Annotated in this window: 19 protein-coding genes and 6 pseudogenes; 15 read left to right on the top strand and 10 right to left on the bottom strand. The window is 57.2% G+C overall.

Features of this window, described 5'->3' with window-relative positions; genetic code table 11:
- Positions 1 to 83: 83 nt before the first annotated feature.
- From M987_RS22790 to M987_RS22830, 8 genes and pseudogenes are all read right to left on the bottom strand, one after another.
- Positions 84 to 614: a GNAT family N-acetyltransferase gene (locus tag M987_RS22790; protein WP_014063951.1), complete on the bottom strand. Its 531-nt coding sequence runs from the start codon at positions 612 to 614 to the stop codon at positions 84 to 86.
- Positions 615 to 618: 4 nt separating this feature from the next.
- Entirely contained in the window at positions 619 to 888 is a 270-nt protein-coding gene (locus tag M987_RS22795) for a type II toxin-antitoxin system TacA family antitoxin (RefSeq protein ID WP_014063952.1), read from the bottom strand.
- Positions 889 to 1,179: 291 nt separating this feature from the next.
- Positions 1,180 to 1,980: pseudogene (locus tag M987_RS22800) on the bottom strand (Tn3 family transposase); the annotation flags it as partial.
- Between the two features lie 151 nt (positions 1,981 to 2,131).
- Positions 2,132 to 3,469: an IS91 family transposase gene (locus M987_RS22805; protein ID WP_014063953.1), complete on the bottom strand. Its 1,338-nt coding sequence runs from the start codon at positions 3,467 to 3,469 to the stop codon at positions 2,132 to 2,134.
- 126 nt (positions 3,470 to 3,595) lie between these two features.
- Positions 3,596 to 4,306, bottom strand: a complete 711-nt coding sequence (locus tag M987_RS22810) for a hypothetical protein (RefSeq protein WP_049796706.1) — start codon at positions 4,304 to 4,306, stop codon at positions 3,596 to 3,598.
- A 15-nt stretch (positions 4,307 to 4,321) separates the two neighbouring features.
- Positions 4,322 to 4,993 (bottom strand): tyrosine-type recombinase/integrase, encoded by a 672-nt coding sequence (locus M987_RS22815; protein ID WP_014063954.1) that lies wholly within the window; start codon positions 4,991 to 4,993, stop codon positions 4,322 to 4,324.
- Between the two features lie 450 nt (positions 4,994 to 5,443).
- Positions 5,444 to 5,710, bottom strand: coding sequence for a hypothetical protein (locus M987_RS22825; protein ID WP_014063956.1), 267 nt, complete (start codon positions 5,708 to 5,710; stop codon positions 5,444 to 5,446).
- Between the two features lie 117 nt (positions 5,711 to 5,827).
- Entirely contained in the window at positions 5,828 to 6,616 is a 789-nt protein-coding gene (locus M987_RS22830) for a MipA/OmpV family protein (RefSeq protein ID WP_014063957.1), read from the bottom strand.
- Positions 6,617 to 6,741: 125 nt separating this feature from the next.
- Here M987_RS22830 and M987_RS22835 point away from each other — a divergent pair, with 125 nt between their 5' ends.
- From M987_RS22835 to M987_RS22880, 10 genes and pseudogenes are all read left to right on the top strand, one after another.
- Entirely contained in the window at positions 6,742 to 7,434 is a 693-nt protein-coding gene (locus M987_RS22835; RefSeq protein WP_014063958.1) for a response regulator, read from the top strand.
- Positions 7,431 to 8,612, top strand: coding sequence for a sensor histidine kinase (locus M987_RS22840; protein WP_014063959.1), 1,182 nt, complete (start codon positions 7,431 to 7,433; stop codon positions 8,610 to 8,612). The genes M987_RS22835 and M987_RS22840 overlap by 4 nt, the downstream gene beginning before the upstream one ends.
- Before the next feature lie 91 nt (positions 8,613 to 8,703).
- Positions 8,704 to 9,849 carry an efflux RND transporter periplasmic adaptor subunit gene (locus M987_RS22845; RefSeq protein ID WP_014063960.1) on the top strand — a complete coding sequence of 382 codons (1,146 nt, stop codon included), beginning with the start codon at positions 8,704 to 8,706 and terminating at the stop codon, positions 9,847 to 9,849.
- A complete protein-coding gene (locus tag M987_RS22850; RefSeq protein WP_014063961.1) occupies positions 9,846 to 12,905 on the top strand; it encodes an efflux RND transporter permease subunit in 3,060 nt (1,019 codons plus the stop codon). Before M987_RS22845 ends, M987_RS22850 begins: the two co-directional genes overlap by 4 nt.
- 166 nt (positions 12,906 to 13,071) lie before the next feature.
- On the top strand, positions 13,072 to 13,632 hold the full coding sequence (locus tag M987_RS22855) for a recombinase family protein (protein ID WP_014063962.1): 561 nt from the start codon (positions 13,072 to 13,074) through the stop codon (positions 13,630 to 13,632).
- Positions 13,616 to 15,276: pseudogene (locus M987_RS22860) on the top strand (transposase family protein). Before M987_RS22855 ends, M987_RS22860 begins: the two are co-directional and overlap by 17 nt.
- Positions 15,266 to 15,859 (top strand): annotated as a pseudogene (locus tag M987_RS22865) (ExeA family protein); the annotation flags it as partial. The pseudogenes M987_RS22860 and M987_RS22865, both read left to right, overlap by 11 nt.
- Before the next feature lie 164 nt (positions 15,860 to 16,023).
- Positions 16,024 to 16,248, top strand: coding sequence for a hypothetical protein (locus M987_RS22875; RefSeq protein WP_074392910.1), 225 nt, complete (start codon positions 16,024 to 16,026; stop codon positions 16,246 to 16,248).
- A 189-nt stretch (positions 16,249 to 16,437) separates the two neighbouring features.
- Positions 16,438 to 16,587 (top strand): annotated as a pseudogene (locus M987_RS25115) (DUF5431 family protein); the annotation flags it as partial.
- Complete coding sequence (locus tag M987_RS22880; RefSeq protein ID WP_274205380.1) at positions 16,535 to 16,654, top strand: type I toxin-antitoxin system Hok family toxin; 120 nt, start codon at positions 16,535 to 16,537, stop codon at positions 16,652 to 16,654. The pseudogene M987_RS25115 and the gene M987_RS22880, both read left to right, overlap by 53 nt.
- Before the next feature lie 183 nt (positions 16,655 to 16,837).
- Here M987_RS22880 and M987_RS22885 read toward each other — a convergent pair whose 3' ends face one another.
- Positions 16,838 to 17,326, bottom strand: a complete 489-nt coding sequence (locus M987_RS22885; protein WP_014063966.1) for a hypothetical protein — start codon at positions 17,324 to 17,326, stop codon at positions 16,838 to 16,840.
- 518 nt (positions 17,327 to 17,844) lie between these two features.
- Between M987_RS22885 and M987_RS22890 the strand changes: the two genes are divergently transcribed.
- Positions 17,845 to 18,138 (top strand): hypothetical protein, encoded by a 294-nt coding sequence (locus M987_RS22890; protein ID WP_014063967.1) that lies wholly within the window; start codon positions 17,845 to 17,847, stop codon positions 18,136 to 18,138.
- Between the two features lie 14 nt (positions 18,139 to 18,152).
- Positions 18,153 to 18,401, top strand: a complete 249-nt coding sequence (locus M987_RS24330) for a hypothetical protein (protein ID WP_014063968.1) — start codon at positions 18,153 to 18,155, stop codon at positions 18,399 to 18,401.
- Here the strand turns inward: M987_RS24330 and M987_RS25345 are convergent.
- A pseudogene (locus M987_RS25345) lies at positions 18,294 to 18,605 on the bottom strand (Tn3 family transposase); the annotation flags it as partial. The gene M987_RS24330 and the pseudogene M987_RS25345 overlap by 108 nt on opposite strands.
- Between M987_RS25345 and M987_RS25125 the strand changes: the two are divergent.
- The 3 genes and pseudogenes from M987_RS25125 to mgtA all read left to right on the top strand — a co-directional run.
- A pseudogene (locus M987_RS25125) lies at positions 18,604 to 18,675 on the top strand (IS1 family transposase); the annotation flags it as partial. The pseudogenes M987_RS25345 and M987_RS25125 overlap by 2 nt on opposite strands.
- 569 nt (positions 18,676 to 19,244) lie before the next feature.
- The gene (locus tag M987_RS22900; protein WP_088201876.1) at positions 19,245 to 19,940 is read left to right on the top strand and encodes an MgtC family protein; all 696 of its coding nucleotides are present in this window, start codon (positions 19,245 to 19,247) and stop codon (positions 19,938 to 19,940) included.
- A 155-nt stretch (positions 19,941 to 20,095) separates the two neighbouring features.
- Entirely contained in the window at positions 20,096 to 22,828 is a 2,733-nt protein-coding gene (mgtA, locus tag M987_RS22905; RefSeq protein WP_014063817.1) for a magnesium-translocating P-type ATPase, read from the top strand.
- The last annotated feature ends 10 nt before the right edge of the window (positions 22,829 to 22,838 follow it).

A 22,838-nucleotide genomic window follows, 5' to 3' on the forward strand; every position in this document is an offset into this window, starting at 1 on the left:
GATTTATGAATCATATGGCCATGTGGTTACTTGATTATTTGCTCATATGCACAAATAAGCCCCGCATCAGGCGAGGCTTTTATTTATTCGTCTTGAGCTCCGAATAGCTCTTCTATCGCTTTGGTTGGATAGAAGAGGGCGTTGCTGTTCGCACCCTTGAGCTGAACGAAGCCTAATCCAAGGTAGAATTTTTTGGCGTTGTCATTAAGCGCTTCAACGAACATTCCATGTATTCCTACCGCTTGAGATGCAAGATACACAACCTTCATGGCATGTGTTACAAGCGCGTCTCCATAACCCTGGCGTTGAATACTTTTATCAATTGCCAAACGCCCCAGAGTAACACTCGGTACGTTTTTATAGGGCACTCGTTTTTGCTGCGTTTTGCTTGGAAGCTGCTCTTTTTCGAAGCAGCTCCCGGACAACGTGTAGTACCCCATAACACGAGGCTTATCTTCTCTCGTGACGAGCACATAACCTCGTAATACTTTGCCGATGTGTTGGCGTTTCAGGTGGTCAGTGAGAAAAGTATTAAGGTACTCTTCGCCACAATCGAAGTTGCTTAAATCATATTCAACTTCCTCAGAAAAAATCTCTACCTTTAAACCGTCCACGTAATTACTCCAATTTCTGGAGACGCTTAGCAGCTCGTTTCAGTCGATCGTTCGGTGCCGGTGGGTTACTGATCGCTTCCATTACCAGGTTCCATGATTCCTCGTTAAGAATCAGGCGGCGGTGCTGATCAATAACTTCCGCTGCACGTTCAGAGGCTGTGCTAACCATAAACTGTGAAATTGACTGGTTAGTCATAGCCGCGGCTTCTTCGATCATGCTTTTGTCGTCTTCGTTTAATCTAAGATCGATGCGCTGTTTCTTCAGTGCTGACATGGTCTTTCTCCTCGACCACCCGTGATGTAGGAAGGGCGGTCAACTTCTCGTTAAGTGCGAGCCAAAGGCTCTAAATATTTGTCTAGGCTTATCGCCTATAAGTTATCTGCATCAAATTGTGTACGGTAATTCACCGTACACATATAGTAGGGGCGTAATACAAAGAATTCAACTACAAGTTGCCAAGGAGGTCAGTTGCCGCACGAAATGTTGTCGTTGGGGATCTACAAGAACGTCACCAGTACATCTATAGTTTTAGGGGTCCGCTTGGAAAACGGAAAATATCCTACGCTAAGCCTGTTTTTTGTACAGACTGCTATCTACTGAGCGCAACGAACGGTATTTTCCATGTCCCAGCTTGAGGTTTGTTCGCCAGACGTAATCTCCACTCAGGTTGATGTGTTCCCATCCCAGCGGGGACAGATGAGAAATCAGCTGCTCATTTAGTGGGATCCCTTTTCGCTTTAGAGAATCTATGGCTCTTTCTATATATACCGTATTCCACAGTGATATCGCCGCAGTCAGCAATGTCAGCCCGCTGGCCCGGTAGCTCTGGTTTTCCAGTCCACGATCTCTGATTTCCCCCAGTCGGTGCATAAAGACTGCTCGCGCAAGGGCATTGCGGGCCTCACCTTTATTCAATCCTGCCTGTACGCGTCGACGCAGGGAAGGATCCCGGAACCAGTCCAGCATAAATAATGACCTTTCGATGCGGCCAATCTCCCTCAGAGCCTTTGCCAGACCATTCTGTTTCGGGTAGCTGGCCAGTTTTTTCATCATCAGTGATGCTGTTACCGTTCCCTGCTTTATAGAACTTGCCAGACGCAGTATCTCGTGCCAGTGGGTTTCAATTTCCTTCAGATTCAGGCTGGTTGAGGAGATGATTGACTGAAGCCCCGGATACAACTCTGCTTTCCCATGAATAAACAGCCGCTTGTCATGAAGATCCCGGATCCTTGGAGCAAAAGCGAATCCGAGTAGATGCATTAGCGCGAAAACATGCTCAGTGAAACCTGCGGTGTCGGTGTAATGCTCTGTAATTTCCAGATCGGTTTCGTGGTACAACAGACCATCAAGTACGTGTGTTGAGTCCATGGTTAGGAAACTGAATCATCGTTTTAAAATTTTCCTGAGCGTGATTTTTGTTGCCGGATATTCCCTTACGGCGCGACACCTGGCATCTTAGGGTGGAAAAACACTGGATTCGGCATGTTTTAACCTGAAACACAGTTTTCAGGTGCACTTATCCTGCAGACTGTGCCCGCAGCCATCGTTTTCTGTTTATCGCATGCAGTCTTTCTGCCACCAGTTCCGATGCGTGTCTGCCGGCCTGCGCGCTGGTAAAACGCAGACGGTTGCCGCACAGGATGCATTTGTACGGATCTGTGCGCAGAAATTCCTTCATCAGCGCGGCGAAGCCGGGCTGCTCCGGTTTTTTCCGCGCCTCCATCTCCAGAGCCTCATACACCTTCGGCAGCAAGGTCCCCCGTTTACGGTTGGACAAAAAGCCGTAGTAGCGCACCATTTTAAAATGCTTCGCCGGGATATGACTGATATAGCGCCCGATCATCTCCTCCTGCGTCAGCGTCTGTTGCCGGTACTGCTGCGTGCGGTGATCGTAATAGTTGTGCACCACGGCGCCGCCGCTGTAGTGCCTGAGTTTCGCTGCTGACACCGGCGGTCGCTTCAGGTAACGGCCCAGATATTTGACGCTCCGCCAGACTCCCCGGGTCTTCTTCGCGAAGTGGACCTTCCATCGACGTCCGTACTGGGCCTGCAGATACCGCTGCCACTGTTTTTTATCGCGGATATGCTCCAGCCCCGGCATCCTGCCGGGATTAATCAGGTTATAACTGTGGCGCAGCAGGCGGATGACGGCCCCGCGCCAGATTTCTTCTACAGCGTGCTTCTTAAAGAAGAGGTCGCGCCTGACGCCGTGTTTAATATCCAGCCCGCCACGGGTGACGGAGAGGTGGATATGCGGGGGCTGGTTAAGCTGACGACCGTAGGTGTGCAGGGCACAGAAGATACCGACCTCCACGCCCTGTTTACGGGCCCACCGGAGCATGGCGCGGGTGGCAGCGCGGAACAGGGCATTAAGCAGGGGCCAGTTGTTGCTGAAAAAGGGCCACAGCAGGTGGGGCATGGTGAAGGTGATATGCTGCCAGTCGCAGTCTGGCAGAATGTGGCTCTGCTGCGATACCCATTGCTCAGTGGCTTTGAAGCTGCAGGCGCTGCAGGCCTTTGACTTGCAGCTCTGGCAGAAAAAGCGGCTATGGGTACAGTCTGGCGATGAACAGCAATAGCGACGCACGCCCATTTCCGTGGTGCCACAGGCGAGCATGCGCTTGATGCAGAGGCGGGTCCAGGGAGTGACGCTGTCGCCGAATTTTTCGAGAAACGTATTCCAGTCGTCATCGACGGTGAACAACAACTTTGCGGGACGTGGAATATATGCCGCAGAGTATAAAACGGGGCTCAGGGCATGAACACCATCGGAACGGCAGAGCCGTGACGCTCGCCCTGCAAGGGCGCTACGTTCATCGACGCTCCGAAATGTTTCATCATCGAGAAGCGTCATTCGATCGACGACCTCTTTGCAGTTGTCACAGGTAAAAGGTTCATCACCTTCAGGTAAGGACTGTCGTTCGTCACAGTTTGGACAACTGAATAAAATATGACGGGACTGACTGGTACAGACATGACATCAGGTTATGAGCAGCGTTCGTTCCTCACTCCCGGTGGAATGAGATTGTGTAACCTGTGCTTTTTGTTTGCAGATATCACAGACGGCTATCTGCTTACCTGATTTGGCCAGCGCATCCAGTTCTTCTTTAACTTGCCGAAGCCGAACGGCAGCATAGAACTCACTTCCCCTGAGCAGTCGGGTTTCACCGTGCGCCAGCTTCCAGGTGTAGCTGTCTTTAGCGCCGAAGATGGACTGCCATTCATCCCGCATGAGACGGTTGAGGGCAAACCAGGCATCTGCCTGCTCTTTCTGAATCTGCTCCTGATCGGCTTCAGTAAAGGCTGAATGATAAAAATGCACCACACGGTTACGGTGCTGCCTGACTTTATCGAAAACGGTCATTGTTTCTTTAGGCAAGGGTTTCTCGAGGATGTCCCCGAGGCGGGTACAGGTTTCATCGTAAGTCACGGACTGAAAGTCGCCTGCAACATACTTACTCCGGACAACTTTTTTACCTGAACAGACCAGTGTCCAGTGTTCGTGTACGAGGGGGACTTTCAGCAGGATCTCAACCGCTGTCCAGAAGCTGACGACCGAAAACTTCGCTTTAGATGCTTCCAGCTCTTCACGCGCCTTATCCAGAAACTCCAGTCCGTTATTGATCAGGGCCTGAACATCCTGGCTGAGTTCAGGGGCCCGGGGTTCCTGATCAGCATCATCATCAATCATGTGCCTTTCCTTGCTTCAGTTATTACCGCGCAGCAGTTGCAGCGCGTCACGTGTATCGAGGGTGAATCGCAGCTGCTGACTGGCGGCGATATCGAGCGCGAATATCTTCGTGTACACCTCGGTACTCTCAAACTTCTCGTGCCCCAGCAGACCCTGAAGCACCTTCGGGTGAACGTGGCCATATAAAAGGTGCATCGCAAAACTGTGCCTGAACGTGTGGGGGCTGACGTCGATAATCAGTCTGACACCGTCACGATTTGCAGCATCGATAGCCCGGACCAGCCAGTTACGCACCGTCCGGTCGGACACATTCCACACCGGCTGCGCGCGACGTTCGCCGGTGATGGGGTCATCCTCAAACTGCTCCTTCGTGCTGGCGAACAGCCGGTGCATCTCATCAACGTAGGCCGGCTCGGAGAGCGGGACAACGCGGTTGGCACTTTTCCCCTTGCGCGGACGGCCACCGCCGGCACGCCGCTGCTTGGCGGTATGGAGAACGACATGCGGAATGCTTTCGTTAAGGTGAAAGTCGCGTCGCCTCAGGGCAAGGCATTCGTTCAGGCGCGCCCCGGTATTCCATAAGGTATTGAAAAAAGCGTGCTGGCTCCAGTCCTGAACAAAGTGCAGCAGTCCGGCCACTTCCGGGGCCAGCAGATATTTTGGCAGTTCGGTGTAGTGCCGGGCCATCTCGCGCAGGGAAAGTGCGCGGCCGTAGTCCAGGCCAGCCGGCTGTCCTGTCGCCGGCAGGGCAGGGGAGGCATTTAATAAAAGAGGGCAGAGTCATGGTGTCCCCGTTGGTCCGCCTACGCCACGTAAATTCTGCCTGGTCACACTCCTGCAACCCGGCCATTTTTCACGCAGCGCAATCTGATGAAGTTCTGCTGTCATTTTCGTCGCTCGCGACCGCGCCTGCCACGGAAAAAACCCGCAGAGCGGTGCGCGCTGAATTTCCTATTTATGGATATATGTAGCGAATCGCGTTTCAAATTCCTCAAAATCGCATTTATCCCCTTTCTCTGCTCACTTTAACTGCAAATGAAAAGCATACCCGACTCATATTATGTGCAACTGTACTCGCATTTACTCTCTCCGGCTTGCATTCCATTGCACCGAAATCACATTAACTGCAAATCAACATCATCGTACAGGAAGGGGCAAGGTCATCATTCCGTCATGCAGATTATCCAGCGTGACGGAGAGGTAGCTGTTGTTACGGTATGCATTTTCATATTCCGGTGGTACACGCTTTTTCTCTGTGTATGGGCGGCCCCTGTATCTGCCGGGGTGGAGCAGTTGCATAAGCAGAGGTTTTATTTCCTGCGGCGTGAGATACAGAAACAAAAGCAGATGAGCCATCGCTGATAACCCCAACAGCAGAATCACTAACAGAATGTCATTCTTCATCGCGCTGGTTCTCCTGCCTTCACATGGCTTCCGCTAACTTCTTTAATTTTCAGTAATATCACCGAACTTTTTTGTATTGCCCCTGAAAGCCTGTTACTGCGCCGGATTATGGGGGACTCAGAACGTATACAGCACACCCAGCATGGCTGAGGTTCCATTACGCCTGGAAACGATCGGGCTGTTCTTTGCATGGCTGTCAAGCCAGGTGTAGTCGACGCTGAGCAGTGCTCCCCAGTTCGGGGTGAACTGATGGCTCCAGGTCAGGTTGCTGTCGGTGCCATAAAACCCGCCGGCCGCCTGATACGGGGCATAACCCGAGCGCGCACTCTGCCGGTCGCTGACGCCGTAAACGGTGTTCATATACCGGCTGTCACCGAACAGGGCCGCCGTGGAAAAGGCCACGGTGTCACTGGCGGTCTGCAGCGGAATGAGCGTGGCAGACGTCTGATAATTCACGCCCTGACTGTCGCTCAGCGGGAGCGTGGCTTTACCTTCCACCGTCAGCCAGGGCGTCAGCGTCCAGCCTACAGCAAACGCCGTATTGACGGTGGCTTTTATCTTCCCCATGCCCCGGAGCTTATCACTGCCGTCCCGCCAGTCTGAGTCCCGGTCTGACCGCCCCAGGTTATAGCCCAGGGTATGCTCCAGGTAGAGGCCGCTGTCGTTCTGCAGGTCATAGCCAATCCCTTTTTGCGTATCCAGGAAGAACGCCCCGTCGCGGGCCTGCACCAGCGGCACCACCTGCCAGCGCTGCTTGTCTGACCCGCTGTAACGGGGCAGATTCTGGCCGGCGAGGCCCACCGACAGCGTGGGTTGCTGCGGGCTGGCGTCATCGGCCCGGGCGGTGGTGGCCAGGCCGGTCAGCGTGAAACAGGTCATGTACAGCATCAGTTTTCTGGTTATCATCGTGGCTCCTGAGCAACGGTTTTCGGACGACCGCCAGGCGTGGGGCGTCTGTTCAGGGGCGAGTATGCCGCGGCAGTGTCAGTAAACTGTCAGGGATTTGTGAAGAAACGGTCAAGGTGGGCACAATGTCCGGAAAACGAATACTGATAATTGAGGATGATGCCGACGCGGCGGACGTGCTCAGCGCCTATCTGGCGCGTGAGAGTTACGCAGTCAGCGTCGCGGGCGACGGGCCGTCGGGACTGGAAATGAGCCAGCGGCTGAAGCCGGATCTTATCCTGCTGGACGTGATGCTGCCCGGCATGAACGGTACGGAGGTGCTGGCGGCGGTGCGCCGCCGGGGGAACACGCCGGTCATCATGGTCACCGCCATGGGCGACATCCCCGACAGGATAGGGGCCCTGCGTTATGGCGCGGATGACTATGTGGTCAAGCCCTATAACCCCGGCGAAGTGGTGGCCAGGGTGCAGGCGGTGCTGCGGCGCGTGACGCAGGCGCCGGAAGCGTCCCTGCTGCGCTGGCAGGGGCTGGAGGTGGATACGGTGATGATGACTGCCGGCGTCAGGGATGAACACGGGGAGCTCGCGGCAATTGTGCTCACACCCACGGAATTCAGCCTGCTGGCGACCCTGCTGCAGGCACCGGTGCGCCCCTTCTCCCGTCAGCACCTGCTGGAGCACTGCCTGCCGGAGAGCGATGCGCTGGAGCGTTCGGTGGACACGCACGTCTACAACCTGCGCAAAAAACTGGAGGGGGCCGGCATCCACGGCGTGCTGGTTAACGTCCGCGGTGTCGGCTACCGGTTCTCTCAGCCATGAAAACGTTACAGCAGCAGACCCTGTGGCGCTGGATTTGTGTGCGTATCCTGGCGCTGGCCATCGGTTCCGTGGTGGTGATTGCGGTGTGCATGTGGCTGCGTTTTGCCGTGCAGAGTCTGTGGAATCTTCACCGTATGCCGCCTGCGCTGCGTGAGGAGTTTACCCTGTTGCGCGCGCACCCTGAAATCAATCCGGCCCGCTTTCATGAGATTGTCGACACGTGGTGGGGACTCAGGTATTCCGACCCGTCCATTGCCTCCGCGGACTGGCTGACGGTGGGCCTGCTTGTGGGGGTGATGATACCCTTTATTGTCGCGCTGGGGCTTCGGGCGGCACGCCCGCTCTCCCTGCAGTTCAGCCGGCTTGCCGCGGCAGCGCGCGTCGTTACCTCAGGTGACTTCAGCGCCCGGGTGACGCAGGTGGACAACGCCCCGCTGGAGATGGTGCGCTTCACGCAGGACTTCAACGCCATGATGCAGCAGCTGGCACGCTATGACCGTGAGCTCAGGGCCTCCCACGTGGCGATGGCGCATGAGCTCCGCTCTCCGCTGACGGCGGCTATCGGCCGGCTGCAGGGCATGATGGACGGCGTTTTTACCCCCGAACCCCGACAACTGGCGATGGTCATGAAACAGCTGCAGCTGCTCAGCCGCCTCACGGATGAACTGCACCTGCTGTCGCTGGCGGATGCCGGGCAGCTCACGCTGAATAAAACACAGACCGACCTCACCGCCCTGTTGCGCGAGCGGGTGGCCTGGCTGGGACCGCAGGCGCAGACGGCCGGCATGACCCTGAGCCTGACCTCCCGTGAGCCCTGTCCGTGCCTGGCGGATCCGGTCCGGCTGGGCCAGGTCATCACCATCGTGCTGGAAAATGCCCTGCGCTATGCAACTGAAGGCGGGGACGTCACGGTGTCCGCACAGGCGACCCCGGAGAGGGCCCGGATGGTGTTTCGTGACCGGGGGCCGGGCGTGCCGGCGGATTTTCTGCCGGTCATGTTTGAGCGTTTCACCCGGGGCGAGTCGTCCAGGGCGCGCCACTCGGGCGGCAGCGGTCTGGGGTTATCCATCGCCCGGGGTATCTGTGAGGCACACGGGGGGACCATTCATGCCGCGCCGGGGGAAACGGGTGGTCTGGTGATTACCGTCACCCTGCCGGCACACCACGGCCGGAAATAATCCGCGCTCTTGACCCGTTCTTGACACAACGCAGGCCGTATCTTGACAGAGCCACGGTGTAATGGCGCTCTCTTTGTTCAGGAATACGGCCATGACGGAAAACTTCCCCGATTTTACCGACTGCGTGCGGCAGGCGCTGCGCCATCTTTTCACGGCAGACCGGCTGAGCGCGCTGCTGCCGGTGGTGCTGATGCTGCCGGTGTGTCTTCTGCTTGCCGCCTGCGGGGACAAGCCGGAAAAGCCCGCGCCACCGCGTCCGGTGCGCACCGTGACGGTGCCCGCACCTTCGGCCGCCGGGACATTCCTGCAGACCGGTGAAATCCGCCCGCACGATGAGGTGACCCTGGGTTTTCGCCTCGACGGACGGCTGCTGACCCGGTCCGTGGACGTGGGTGACCACGTCGCCGCCGGGCAGGTGCTGGGCACGCTGGAAAACAGCACCAGTCAGAACCAGCTGGACAGCGCGCGCGCCGACCTTGACAGCACGCGGGCGGCTGAGCAACTGGCGGCGCTGAACCTCCGGCGGATGACGCAACTGATGCCGTCGGGCGCCATCGCACGCGTACAGCTCGATACCGCCCGGTCAGACTGGCAGGCCGCCGCGTCACGCCGGCGCAGCAGCGAGGCGGCCCTGAACACCGCCCGGGAGAACCTGGGCTGGACGCGACTTGTTGCCCCAGCCGCCGGCGTGGTCACGCAGGTCAGCGCCGAGCCCGGCCAGGTGGTCAGCGCCGGACAGACGGTGGTCTCGCTGGCGGTGAGCAGCGGACGTGACGCCGTGATTGACGTGGCGGACCCGCAGGCGTTTTCACGCCCTGCCGGCGGATTCAGGGTGTCCCTGCTGGCTGACCCGACAGTCTCGGTCACCGGCACCCTGCGTGACATTAGTCCGCAGGCCGATGCGCAGACGCGCACCTGGCGCGTGCGCGTCACCCTGGATAACCCGACGCCGGCCATGGCGCTTGGCGCCAGCGTGCAGGTAGGACTGGCGGGCACCGGACCTGCCGTGATGCGCCTGCCCGCCAGCGCCCTGACGCGGGTGCAGGGCAGGCCGGCGGTATTTGTGGTTGACAGTGCCAGCCGGCGGCTGCAGCTCCGGCCGGTAACGCTTGCCGGCTTTACGGCATCCGACATCCTGGTCAGTGCAGGCGTCCGTCCGGGGGAGCCGGTGGTAACCGCCGGCGTCAGCAAACTGCGCGAGGGAGAGGTGGTGGCTTCCGGGGAGGCGGGCGAATGAGTCAGTCCTCACAGAAGCAGACCTTTAACCTGTCGGCGTGGGCACTCAGGCATCAGCAGCTCATCACCTTCCTGATGCTGATGGTGATGGCGGCCGGCATCCTGAGCTATGAGCGGCTCCCGCGTAATGAAGACCCCGCCTTTACCATCAAGACCGCCGTGGTGTCCGCGCAGTGGCCCGGGGCAACCGTGCAGGACACGGTGAATCTGGTGACCGACCCGCTGGAAAAAAAGCTGCAGGAAATCCCGTACCTGGACTACGTGGAAAGCGACACGCACGCCGGTCAGACGGTGATATTCGTCAACCTGCGCGAGGACACGCCGCCTGGGAAAGTGGCGGATATCTGGTATCAGGTGCGCAAGAAAATGATGGACGTGACGTCCTCGCTGCCGGAGGGGGTGCAGGGGCCGGCGGTGGACGATGAGTTTGATGACACCTTCGGCACGATTTATGGCTTTACCGCCGACGGGTTCACCCCGCGTGAGTTGCGCGACCGGGTCGAGGATATCCGCCGCAGCCTGATGTCACTGCCGGACGTGGGGAAAATTACCCTGGTGGGCGTGCAGGAGGAGCAGATGGTGGTGTCCTTCTCGCCCCGGCAGCTGGCCGGCATGGGCCTTGACCTGCAGCAGGTGAGCGATGCCCTGAAGGCGCAGAACGACGTCGTGCCGGCGGGCACGCTGCGCACGGACCGGGAAAACGTGGCCCTGCGGGTCAGCGGGGCGCTGACCTCAGAGGCGAGCCTGCGGGCGGTCACGTTGCACGTCAACGGCCGCTACGTTCCCCTGACCGACATTGCCACCATCCGGCGTGAAACGGCCGAGCCCCCCGCGCCGGCGTTCCGGGTGAATGGTCAGCCGGCCATCGGGCTGGCCGTGTCCATGGCCGCCACCGGCAATATGCTGGATTTCGGTCATGCCCTGAATGCGCGGATGCAGGCCCTCGGTCAGCAGTTGCCGCACGGCATGGAGATGGTGAAGGTAGCTGACCAGTCTGTGGTGGTCAGCCAGGCGGTGAGCGGCTTTGTCCGGGTACTGGCTGAGGCGGTGGTCATCGTGCTGGCGGTGTCCTTTGTGTCGCTGGGCCTGCGGGCTGGCCTGGTGGTGGCCGCGGCCATACCGCTGGTGCTCGCCATGACCTTCACGGTGATGCTGCTGTGCGGTATCGGCCTGCAGCGCATCTCGCTGGGGGCGCTGATTATTGCTCTGGGGCTGCTGGTTGATGATGCCATGATAACCGTCGAGACGATGGTCTCCCGGCTGGAAGCGGGCGACTCGCGATGGCAGGCGGCCACCCGTGCCTTTAAGACCACGGCATTCCCGATGCTCACCGGGACGCTGGTGATGATTGCCGGGTTCATCCCGGTCGGCTTCGCGGCCTCCAGCGCCGGGGAGTACTGCTTTACCCTGTTTGCGGTGGTGCTGATTTCGCTGCTGTGTTCGTGGGTGGTGGCGGTGCTGTTCTCCCCGCTGACGGGCGTCTGGATATTACCGGCACAGCTGCGTCATCCGCATGAACACAAGGCGCCGGGCAGGCTCAGGCGCGGTTATCACCGCCTGCTGCTGCTGGCCCTGCGTCACCGGCTGATAACGCTGGCTTCGGCGCTCGGCCTGCTGGTCGTGGCCGCGTATGGCACCACCTTTATGCAGGGGGAGTTTTTCCCGGCCTCGGACCGGCCCGAACTGCTGGTCAGCCTGACGCTGCCGGCAAACGCCTCGCAGACCGAAACGGCCCGGCAGACCACGCGGCTGGAGCAGGCGCTGCTTCATAATCCGGACGTGGACCATTTTTCCGGCTACGTCGGGTCCGGCGCCATCCGCTTTTATCTGCCGATGGACGTTCTGCTGGACAATGAGAATACCGCCCAGCTGGTCGTGGTGGCGAAAGACCTGAAAGCCCGCGACCGGCTGAAGCAGCAGCTTGACGCCCTGCTGGCCCGGCAGTTCAGTGACATCACCACCCGCGTTTCGCCGCTGGAGCTCGGCCCGCCGGTCGGCTGGCCGGTGAAGTACCGCATCACCGGTCCGGATTATGCTCGGGTGCAGACCATCGCCCGTTCCCTGGCGTCAGTCCTCGGCAGCAGCCCCGTGACGCGCGAGGTGAACCTCACCGCCGGCGAGCCGGAACGGGTTATCACGCTGAAGGTGAACCAGACGGCCGCGCGGGCGGCGGGACTGTCTTCAGAACGTATTGCGCAGGCGCTGAATGCCGTCTGGTCAGGCAGTACCGTGACCACGGTACGCGACCACAACCGGATGATTGACGTGGTGCTGCGTGCGGATAACGCGGAGCGTCAGGACCTGTCGACGCTGTCCGGGATGCTGCTGACGAATGACCGGGGAGATAAAATTCCGCTCGGCCAGGTGGCCACGCTGGCATGGGGCGTCGACGACCCGGTTATCTGGCGGCGACAACGCCTGCCGTATATCACCGTGCAGACGGACCTGGCCCCCGGCATGCGCGCAGGGGCGGTATCGCAACACCTGTTACCGGCAGTGAACACGCTTCGCGCGACCCTCCCGGCAGGTTACCAAATAGAAGAAGGTGGCACGGTGGCGGAGTCGGACAAAGGTAACAGCTCGGTGTATGCGGTGCTGCCGGTGACGCTCTGTGTAATGCTGGTCCTGCTGATGATACAGCTGCAGCGCTTTTCCCGGATGCTGCTGGCGTTACTGATGGCCCCGTTCGGACTCATCGGTATCGTGCTGGCCATGCTGCCGACCGGTACGCCGATGGGCTTTGTGGCGCTGCTGGGCATCATTGCGCTGGCCGGGATGATAATCCGCAATGCGGTCATCCTCATCAGCGAAGTGGACAGCAATACACGGAAGGGGATGATCGGCAATGATGCCATCATTGCGGCGGCAGAGCACCGCGCCCGTCCGATCCTGCTGACCGCCTGCGCGGCGATTTTAGGGATGATACCCATCGCAGAGCAGGTCTTCTGGGGGCCGATGGCATACGCCATTATCGGCGGATTGCTGGTCGCGACCCTGGTGACCCTGACCGTGCTGCCGGCGGCCATGAGTCTGGTCATGCAGAGAGAACGTGTATAGTGCATATTAGAGACAGAGCCATTTTTCTTTTCTGATTGTATTGTATTAGTACACCCAAAACAGACCATCCGGTGAGACAGTTTTTCTGTCTCATTTGGGTTGTTTTTGTCCCGTCCCGGTGCTACGTTTTCATCATCTTAAGGCTAACGAGACAGTTTTCATTATTATGGCACTTTACGGCTACGCCCGTGTTTCCACCCACGAACAGGATCTCACTCTCCAGACGCAAACCCTGCGCGCTGCCGGGTGTGAAATCATCCGCGCGGAAAAAGCCAGTGGCAGCAGCCGTAACGGACGAACAGAACTCAGCCTGCTGCTCGAATTCCTTCGTCCTGGTGATACGCTGATGGTCACCCGGGTGGACCGTCTGGCGCGGAGCATCAAAGATTTACAGGATATCGTTTATTCCCTGAACCAGCAGGGGATTTCCCTCAGGGCGACAGAACAGCCTGTTGATACCCGGACCGCAGCCGGAAAGGCCTTCCTCGACATGCTGGGAGTGTTCGCCGAGTTTGAAACCAACCTTCGCCGTGAACGTCAGATGGAAGGGATCGCCGCCGCCAAAGCGCGCGGTGTCTATCGGGGACGTAAACCCTCTATTGATCCTGCTGAAGTGCACCGTCTGTATGTGGACGAGAAAATGGGTGCCACGGCGATAGCCCGCCGGCTGGGGATCGGCCGGGCATCGGTCTACCGGGTGCTGGACAGTTATGAGCAGCCGGCGTAAGTCCATTCCGGCTGACTCCCTGTTGCAGCTGCGGCAGCGGCTCGATCGCCTGCCGCCCAAAAGCCCCGAGCGGACCGTACAAATCGCCATGGTCGCTCAGCTGTACGGTGTGTCCGCCACCACGGTCTACCGCGCTCTCCATCGGCTACTTCGCCCGCGCACAGCCCACCGCCGGGACCATGGCCGGCCCCGCGTGATGTCCCGGTACGAGCTGGAACACTACTGCGAGCTGATTGCCGCGCTGAAACTGCGCACCACCAACAAAGCCGGTCGCCATCTGTCGACCGGGCGTGCGATACAGTTGCTGGAAGAATTCGGTGTTGAAACGACACAGGGTCTGGTCAGGGCCCCGGCAGGATTGCTGAGTGTGCCTACGGTTAACCGCTGGCTTTCCCTGTACCGTCTTGACCAGCCCCGTCTGCTGCGGGAGCCGCCGGCTGCCCGTTTTCAGGCGGACTACAGCAATGACTGCTGGCAGTTTGATATGTCGCCTTCTGACCTGAAACATATTGACCGTCCTGAGTGGGTCGATCCGGCCAGAGGCGAGCCCACCCTGATGCTGTTCAGCGTGGTGGATGACCGCAGCGGGGTGGCCTGGCAGGAATACCGCTGTGTGTACGGTGAAGATGCCGAATCCGCCCTGCGGTTTTTATTTAATGCCATGTCAGCAAAGACCCGCCCGGACTGCCCGTTCCGGGGCCGCCCGAAGATGCTGTACCTCGATAATGGCCCGGTGGTCAAAGCCGCGTGTTCCGCAATGTGATGCAGGCACTGCAAATCGACTGGCAGACCCATGTACCGGCGGGAAAGGATGGCACCCGGACGACGGCCCGGGCCAAGGGAAAGGTGGAGCGACCGTTCCGCACCGTCAAGGAAGCCCACGAAACCCTGTATCACTTTCACAAACCGGAAACCGAGCAGCAGGCCAACGAATGGCTGTGGAATTACCTGTTGCGCTACAACGCCCAGCGCCACCGCAGCGAGAAACATTCCCGGCTGGAAGACTGGCTGACACACCTGCCGGAAGACGGACTGCGGGACATGTGCAGCTGGGAGCAGTACTGTCGCTTCGCCCGCGAGCCGGAATCACGCCGGGTGGGTGTGGATGCTCGGGTGACGATTGACGGCACAGTCTGGGAAGTGGAGCCGGATATGGCGGGTGAAACCGTGACCCTGCTGTGGGGGCTGTTCGACGACGAAATACTGGCGGAGTTTGCCGGTGAAACATGGGGTCCCTATTATCCGGTCTCCGGCCCGGTCCCGCTGCACCACTACCGGGCATTCCGGCAGGGAAAGGCGGCAGAGCGCGCCGATCGTATCCACGCCCTGGCCAGTCAGCTGAACCTGCCCGTCAGTGCGCTCTCCGGCGGTGACCTGCGGCTGGTCAGCGACAGCACACAATCCCCGGAAGCGTTGCCGCATCAGCCTTTTATTTCTCCGGTATCCGAATATCAGTTTCCCTCCGTCATTCAGGCAAAACTGGCCATTGCCGATGACCAGGCAACTCCCCTGGCCAGAATGTCAGACGAGGCCCGGGCCGTTATCGACAGCATTCTGGCGGAAACGCTTATCCGCAGTGAAGTGCTCGGCCGGGTCAGGGAGTATTTCCGTAACAGACAATCAGGAGAAGATCATGCGGGTTGAAGTGATGGAGCATTACGGGCTGACGCGGCCCATCGATCAGGCGGGGTATTACGAAACGGCGCACCATAAACAGCTGCTGAAGGACATCCGGGGCGCAATACACGAAGGCCGGCTGGTTGCCGTCTGTGGCGTGGTCGGTAGTGGAAAAACTGTCACGCTGCGGCGTCTGCAACAGCAACTGACAGAGGAAAACAAAATCATTGTTGCCCGGTCGCTCTCGGTGGAAAAACACACTATCCGGCTGGCCAGTGCCCTGTTTTACGATCTGGCACCGGACAGGCAGGTGCAGATCCCCAAACAGGGAGAACGTCGCGAACGAGAGTTACAGGAGCTGGTCAAAAAAGGGAAACGCCCGGTAGCGCTGTTTGTTGATGAGGCTCATGACCTTAACGGCAATACCCTGACCGGTCTCAAGCGACTGATGGAAGTGGTGGTGGATGGCGGCGGCCGTCTGTCAGTGGTGCTGGCCGGGCACCCGAAACTGCGTAATGACCTGCGCCGGCCGACAATGGAAGAGATTGGCTACCGCACGGATATTTTCACCCTAGACGGGATCGCCGGCAGCCAGCGTAATAAGCTCCGTACCATGTCGGCAAAGCTGAAAGAGATGAGCTGCGAGTGGGACGGACTCAGTGGCTGGCTGGAAACAGAAAGTGAGCAGCTGGCTGAGAGCATCGACAGGCATCTTGAGGCGCTCGAAGACCAGATACGGGAGTGGTCAGAGGGTACAGATAATCGGGAAGGATATTGAGTATCATCAGCCGCAAATTTGATAAAAAAGAGACGGGAACTGTGTTCCGTCATGCTGAAAACGGGAAGATCATGTGTCGTCTCGATGCCCGGCTGGAGCCGGATGACTGGGAAATGTTACAGGCGATGGTCAGTCTGGTCTATAACGCCGGCGTTACCGCCGGAAGCGAGCAGCGAGCCGCTGAAATTCGTGAGGCTCTGGGCATTTCAGGGACTGAATGACGCAAAAAAATGATGTGAATTTATACAGTTTTCAGACTGTTATTCCTGGGCAGATGATCGACAACGGGATATAATGGCGGTGGCGCTTGAGGTTTTTTGCCTCATGACGTGAAGGTGGTTTGTTACTGAGTTGTGTGGCAGAAAACAGAAAGCCCCGAGTAATTTTTCAATTAACCCGAGGCCCACTGCATGTCTAGTCAACACCAGTATGGCCGCTTACCTGCCGAAAGGCAAGGAGAAGTCAGCTATGAAACTGCCGCGAAGTACTGTTATCTGGTGCGTATTAATCGTGTGCTTAACACTCTTAATATTCACATTCCTTACCCGAAAATCGCTCTGCGAAATCCGGCTGAAGGACGGAGAACGGGAGGTCGCTGCCGTTCTGGCCTACGAATCCGGTAAGTAAGCTACCTGGAGGCGGGGGAAGCCCCGCCTTTTCAGGAGCTGAGTTGCCACGACATGCCTGAAGCGCCTTTATGAAGGGGTTGCCGGTTCGCCGTCAGCCCCTTTTTCCTTCCCTGCGCGACCGCATGCCTTTACGTCCGGGAAGGGCTGTTCCCCTCCGGGGAACGGGGCAGGGCGGCAGCGCCTACGGCGCTGCCTGCTCTCTTCCCTTCCTGATCCCTGCCTGGTAATCCCTTTTCACGCTTTCAATGTCACTCAGGGTTGATGCCTGACAGGAATGTGCGGCAAGCCGGTAACGGTCTGCAATTTCATCCAGTGTGGAGGGCGTATTGTCACGGCTGCGGTGCTGGCGACCTTTCTGGCCAAAAACGGCGACGATTATGTCTTGGCTGCCTGAGCGGGCGAAAAGGCGCATACAAAGGCGCTTTACAATAAGCGGTGTTAAATCCAGATCAATGCTGTCTGCAATCTCAAAAATAAAGCAGAGCATCCGGTAGGTTTTATAACGTTTCACCGCAGCACTGAGACGGGCTGCGCGCTGAGGGTATTCCCAGGAATCATCAGAATAAAGCTGCAGTTCTGCCTGGTAATCTCTCGCAAGGTGTTCACGGGTGTACTTAAAATTGCGGTAAAAACAGGCCCGCGACTGTTCTGTCCGGGATTCTTCAGCCATTTCATGCACCGCTTATTAATGCTAATGGATGCGTACATTAGCATTAATAGTGACCATTCTCAAATCAGTCAGGGTCAGATTTCCGGTCAAATCACAGTGATATCAGCCAGCGTCACCAGGATGGCCAGAACGATAAAAACGGGCAGTCTCCGCCGAATCCCTGCGGGGTTCGGGCTTCGCTAGAGTCTGATGGCTGAGGTCAGGGGCTGCGGCTTTACCGGCCGTGCCGGCGGAGCCGTCGCTTTAATGTCGCCACGCCGTTCCGACGTGTCGGGTGTGTGCATCCTGTTCGTCCGGTGAGGCCATCCCCCGTGTGTCCTCACGCGGAGGGCTGCTTGTAGCACCGTCGGGTCGTCATACAAGGGGTGAAGTGAACGCCGCCAAAACTTTTTGCGAAGGGCCGCAAAAACTGTTGTCAGCGCCCTTTTCCTGCCGCCCCGCCGTCGCTCCCCTTGCCCTTTGCCGCGAGAGAACTCACCAGGGAGATGGATAAACCATCACCACAGGAGAAAACCAGGATGCACACACGAAACGTCAACGTCAAAACCGCCGCTCAGGAATCTACCGGAAGATGTGATTCAAACCTTACCGTGGCCCAGTTCATGGATCTGTTTTGCTGGGTCCTTGCTGCAACGGAAGGGGAGCCACAACCGGCCATTTTTACACCGCCAGCGGCTGCCACTGAGCTGACGTTAATTAATGACGATTGCCCGGATTATATCTCTGTCTGGTTTATAGACGGTCGCCCGGTCGCAGCTGCAATGCCGCTGGATAATTTTCACCGCGTTATTTCTTCATCACAAACTAAATAATCAGGAGTAAAAAAATGGTCAGTTTCGCAAGCCGTTATCGTATGCCTACCTCAATCCGTAAAGATCGCCCGCTGACGAATGACGAATTACAGCGCATTGTTCCGAGCGCGTTTTCTGCTGATAGGGGTTCTACGCCGGAACCGCCGAAATTTCCGTTACCCCAGTTTCAGCCCTGCAACCAGTGCATCCAGGTCCATGATTTCATTGCTACTATGAAAGGTGAAATGCCCGTTCAACAAAATGTGCTGCCAGGCCACCGGTGATATCCGGGTCAGCACTTCAATACCTTTAGCGTTGCTTTCCGCTTCCAGTCACTCCAGTAATCGCGACAGGATCGCCGAGTTGTAGTAAACGATCGCGTTGGAGATCAACCGCCCGCACTGGTTACTGATTTCCGTTTCAATGTTATTTTTCCCGCTCAACTCTTTCTTTCCGCCGACTTTGGATACTGCGGCGCGTAGCTGATGCTTCTCAAAATCAGAAGAGGTACACGATAAGGTCATCGGCTGGTATCTGACAATTAACCACTACCACTAAATGTGAGTCATTACCCGATTTTCAGTCTGTAGAAAAACGGCTTGCAGAAAGAGAAACCTGGGAGCAAACCGTGGAAAGTATATTTTTACGGGCCATCATTGAGGAAAGGCTCAGAGAAAAACAAGTAATCAGTATATACGTATACCTCGTAGTGTAGGGTAACAACCGAACTGGAAGGCGGCAGGATATTCAATTTGTAGTCTTCAGGCTGCTTACAATTCTAAATAAATCGTCACTAAAGAGGTTTTTTAACTTTACTCGACTAATTGAATGACTATAATGAGCACAAATTCAGACAGGAGAAATATGTTGGACAGTCACCCTTACTTAAACATCAAGGCAAGCTGACGCTATTTTTTCTGCGCTGCTTGCCAACCGGCGGGCAGCAATCTCCTCATCCAGACGATTGCATCCCATAAAAATTAACGCAGCATGGCTGCGAGGATAATCGTCATGTTCATGTTTAAAAATACATTATTCCCTCCACCGTCAACACGACGTTAATCGCCTTCCCGGCGACAATTTGTCGTGTGCTTAATAAAGCACGTAGTTAATTCTTCCAGCAAAAAATGGAGGAAGCTATGTTGATGTTTCCTTATATCGCAAATTTACTCGCCGCGATGCTGTTGGGCGCGCTGATTGGCGCTGAAAGACAGTGGCGTCAGCGTATGGCTGGCCTGCGCACCAACGCGCTGGTCGCCACCGGCGCGGCGGTTTTTATTCTGAGCTCCATTTCAACATCGCCGGACAGCCCCGGACGTATTGCCGCGCAGGTGGTATCCGGAATTGGTTTTCTCGGTGCCGGCGTCATCATGCGTGAAGGCATGAACGTGCGCGGCCTGAATACCGCTGCAACCCTGTGGTGCTCTGCGGCGATTGGTGTACTGTGCGGTTTAGGCCAGTTCTGGCAAGCAGCGGCGGCAACGCTGATAATCCTCTGCGCCAATATTCTACTGCGCGAAGCGGCGCAGAGAATTAATCAGATCCCCGGCGCGACAGAAGAAGAGAAATGCTACGTTCTGAATATTGTCTGTCAAAGCGAATATGAAAACGCGATTCGTCAGCTATTGCTTAATATCAGTAAAGAGATGACGCTCAGCCTTCAGGGACTGGTGTCGACAGCAGCAAAAGAACAAGGACATAAAGACATCCGCATCGAACTGGTGGGGAATACCGACTGTCGCAAAGCGCGAGATCTCATTATGACAAGAATTGGCGGGGACGAAAACATTACGTCAGTCCGCTGGTGCGTCGAGGGGAGTTAACCTCGCGACTATTTCACTCTGACAATCATTTGTCTAAGGAGGGAATGATGGATGTTCCCAGGCGATTAAAGTAATAAGCGTTTAATAACGTGAAAATGAATTATGCATAAGTCATTTATGCAGGGATAACGACGTCTTAAATTTGAGGATTAATCATGACTGACATGAAAATAGAAAACCGGAAAATAAACCGGTCTGCGTCAGAAAATGATAAGCAGCATAAAAAAAGCTTCGCCATTGAAACCGAGGCATTTAACAGCCCGGATCATACGCTGGCGCGGTTAAACAGCAGTCGCCACGGGCTCACCACCGAAGATGCCCTTGAACGACTGGATGAATACGGCCGCAATGAAGTGGCGCATGAGCAGGCGCCGCCGGCGTTGATCCAGCTTTTGCAGGCATTCAATAACCCGTTTATCTATGTCCTGATGGCGCTGGCCGCCGTCAGCTTCGTGACCGATTACTGGCTACCGCTGCGTAACGGCGAAGAGACCGATCTGACCGGGATCATCATTATCGTCACGATGGTCAGCCTGAGCGGGTTATTGCGTTTCTGGCAGGAGTTTCGCACCAACAAAGCAGCGCAGGCGCTGAAATCCATGGTCCGCACCACGGCGACGGTGCTGCGTCGCGGTCCCGGGAATATGGGGCCGGTGCAGGAAGAAATTGCCATTGAGGAGCTGGTGCCCGGGGATATCATCTTCCTGGCAGCGGGGGACCTGGTTCCGGCAGACGTCCGCTTGCTGGAATCCCGGGACCTGTTTGTCAGCCAGTCGATACTCAGCGGCGAGTCGCTGCCGGTTGAGAAGTATGACGTTCTGGCCAGCGTTTCCGGTAAAGGATGCGACAGGCTTCCCGAGCCGAACAAAGATAAAAGCCTGCTGGAGATGGGCAATATCTGTCTGATGGGCACTAATGTGACCAGCGGCAGGGCACAGGCGGTGGTGGTGGCCACCGGAAACCGTACCTGGTTTGGTTCGCTGGCGAAATCCATCGTCGGCACGCGTACCCAGACGGCGTTCGACCGCGGGGTAAATAGCGTCAGCTGGCTGCTGATCCGCTTTATGCTGGTGATGGTACCGATTGTGCTGCTGATTAACGGCTTCAGCAAAGGTGATTGGGTTGAGGCCTCGCTGTTTGCCCTGGCGGTAGCGGTTGGCCTGACGCCGGAAATGCTGCCGATGATCGTCAGCTCCAACCTGGCGAAAGGCGCTATCGCCATGTCGCGGCGCAAAGTGATCGTCAAGCGGCTGAACGCCATTCAGAACTTTGGCGCTATGGACGTGCTGTGTACCGATAAAACCGGTACGCTAACTCAGGACAATATCATCCTTGAGCATCACCTTGATGTCAGCGGTCATGAGAGCGACCGGGTGCTGACGCTGGCCTGGCTTAACAGCAGCAGCCAGAGCGGGGCGCGTAACCTGATGGACCGGGCGGTACTGCGCTTTGGCGAGGGGCGGATTGCGCCAGCGACCAAAGAGCGTTTTGTCAAACTTGATGAACTGCCGTTTGATTTTGTCCGCCGTCGGGTCTCGGTATCGGTGGAAGATGTCCGCCACGGTGACAAAAGCTTGATCTGCAAAGGCGCTGTCGAAGAGATGCTGATGGTCGCCACGCATCTTCGTGAAGGCGATAACGTTGTGGTGCTGGATGAAACCCGACGCGATCTGCTGTTAGCCAAAACGAAGGACTATAACGCCCAGGGCTTCCGCGTGCTGCTGGTCGCAACCCGTAAGCTGGATGACTCCGCGCTGACCACGCCGCTATGCACCGCCGATGAGCAGGGACTGACGGTTGAAGGGATGCTGACTTTCCTCGATCCGCCGAAAGAGAGCGCGGGAAAAGCCATTACCGCGCTGCGCGATAACGGCGTGGCGGTGAAAGTGCTGACCGGCGATAACCCGGTGGTCACGGCGCGTATTTGCCTGGAAGTGGGCATCGATGCCCACGGTATTCTGACCGGCGCCCAGATTGAAGCGATGACGGATCGCGAACTGGAGCGCGAAGTGGAAACGCGCTCGGTATTCTCGAAGCTGACGCCGCTGCAGAAGTCGCGCATCCTGAAAACGCTGCAGAAAAACGGCCACACCGTCGGCTTTCTCGGCGACGGCATCAACGATGCGCCAGCCCTGCGCGATGCGGACGTCGGCATTTCGGTCGACAGCGCGGCGGATATCGCCAAAGAGGCATCGGATATCATCCTGCTGGAAAAGGATCTGATGGTGCTGGAAGAAGGGGTGATCAAAGGACGTGAGACGTTCGGCAATATCATTAAGTACCTGAATATGACCGCCAGTTCTAACTTCGGCAACGTCTTCTCAGTACTGGTGGCCAGCGCGTTTATTCCGTTCCTGCCGATGCTGGCGATTCATCTGCTGATTCAGAACCTGATGTACGATCTCTCCCAGCTCTCGCTGCCGTGGGACAAAATGGACAAAGAGTTTCTGCGCAAGCCGCGCAAGTGGGATGCAAAGAATATCGGCCGTTTTATGCTGTGGATTGGCCCAACGTCGTCCATTTTTGATATCAGCACCTTCGCGCTGATGTGGTTCGTGTTTGCGGCAAATAACGTTGAGGCCCAGGCGCTGTTCCAGTCCGGGTGGTTTATTGAAGGACTGCTGTCGCAAACGCTGGTCGTGCATATGCTGAGAACGCAGAAAATTCCGTTTATCCAGAGCCGGGCGACGTTGCCGGTGCTGCTCACCACCGCGGTGATTATGGCGCTCGGGATCTACATTCCGTTCTCGCCGCTGGGAGCGATGGTCGGACTGGAGCCGCTGCCGCTGAGCTACTTCCCGTGGCTGGTCGCGACGCTGCTCAGCTATTGCCTGGTAGCGCAGGGCATGAAGCGTTTCTATATCAAACGTTTCGGTCAGTGGTTCTGATGATAAGGAG

The organism is Enterobacter soli ATCC BAA-2102 (genome assembly GCF_001654845.1).
GTDB lineage: Bacteria > Pseudomonadota > Gammaproteobacteria > Enterobacterales > Enterobacteriaceae > Enterobacter > Enterobacter soli.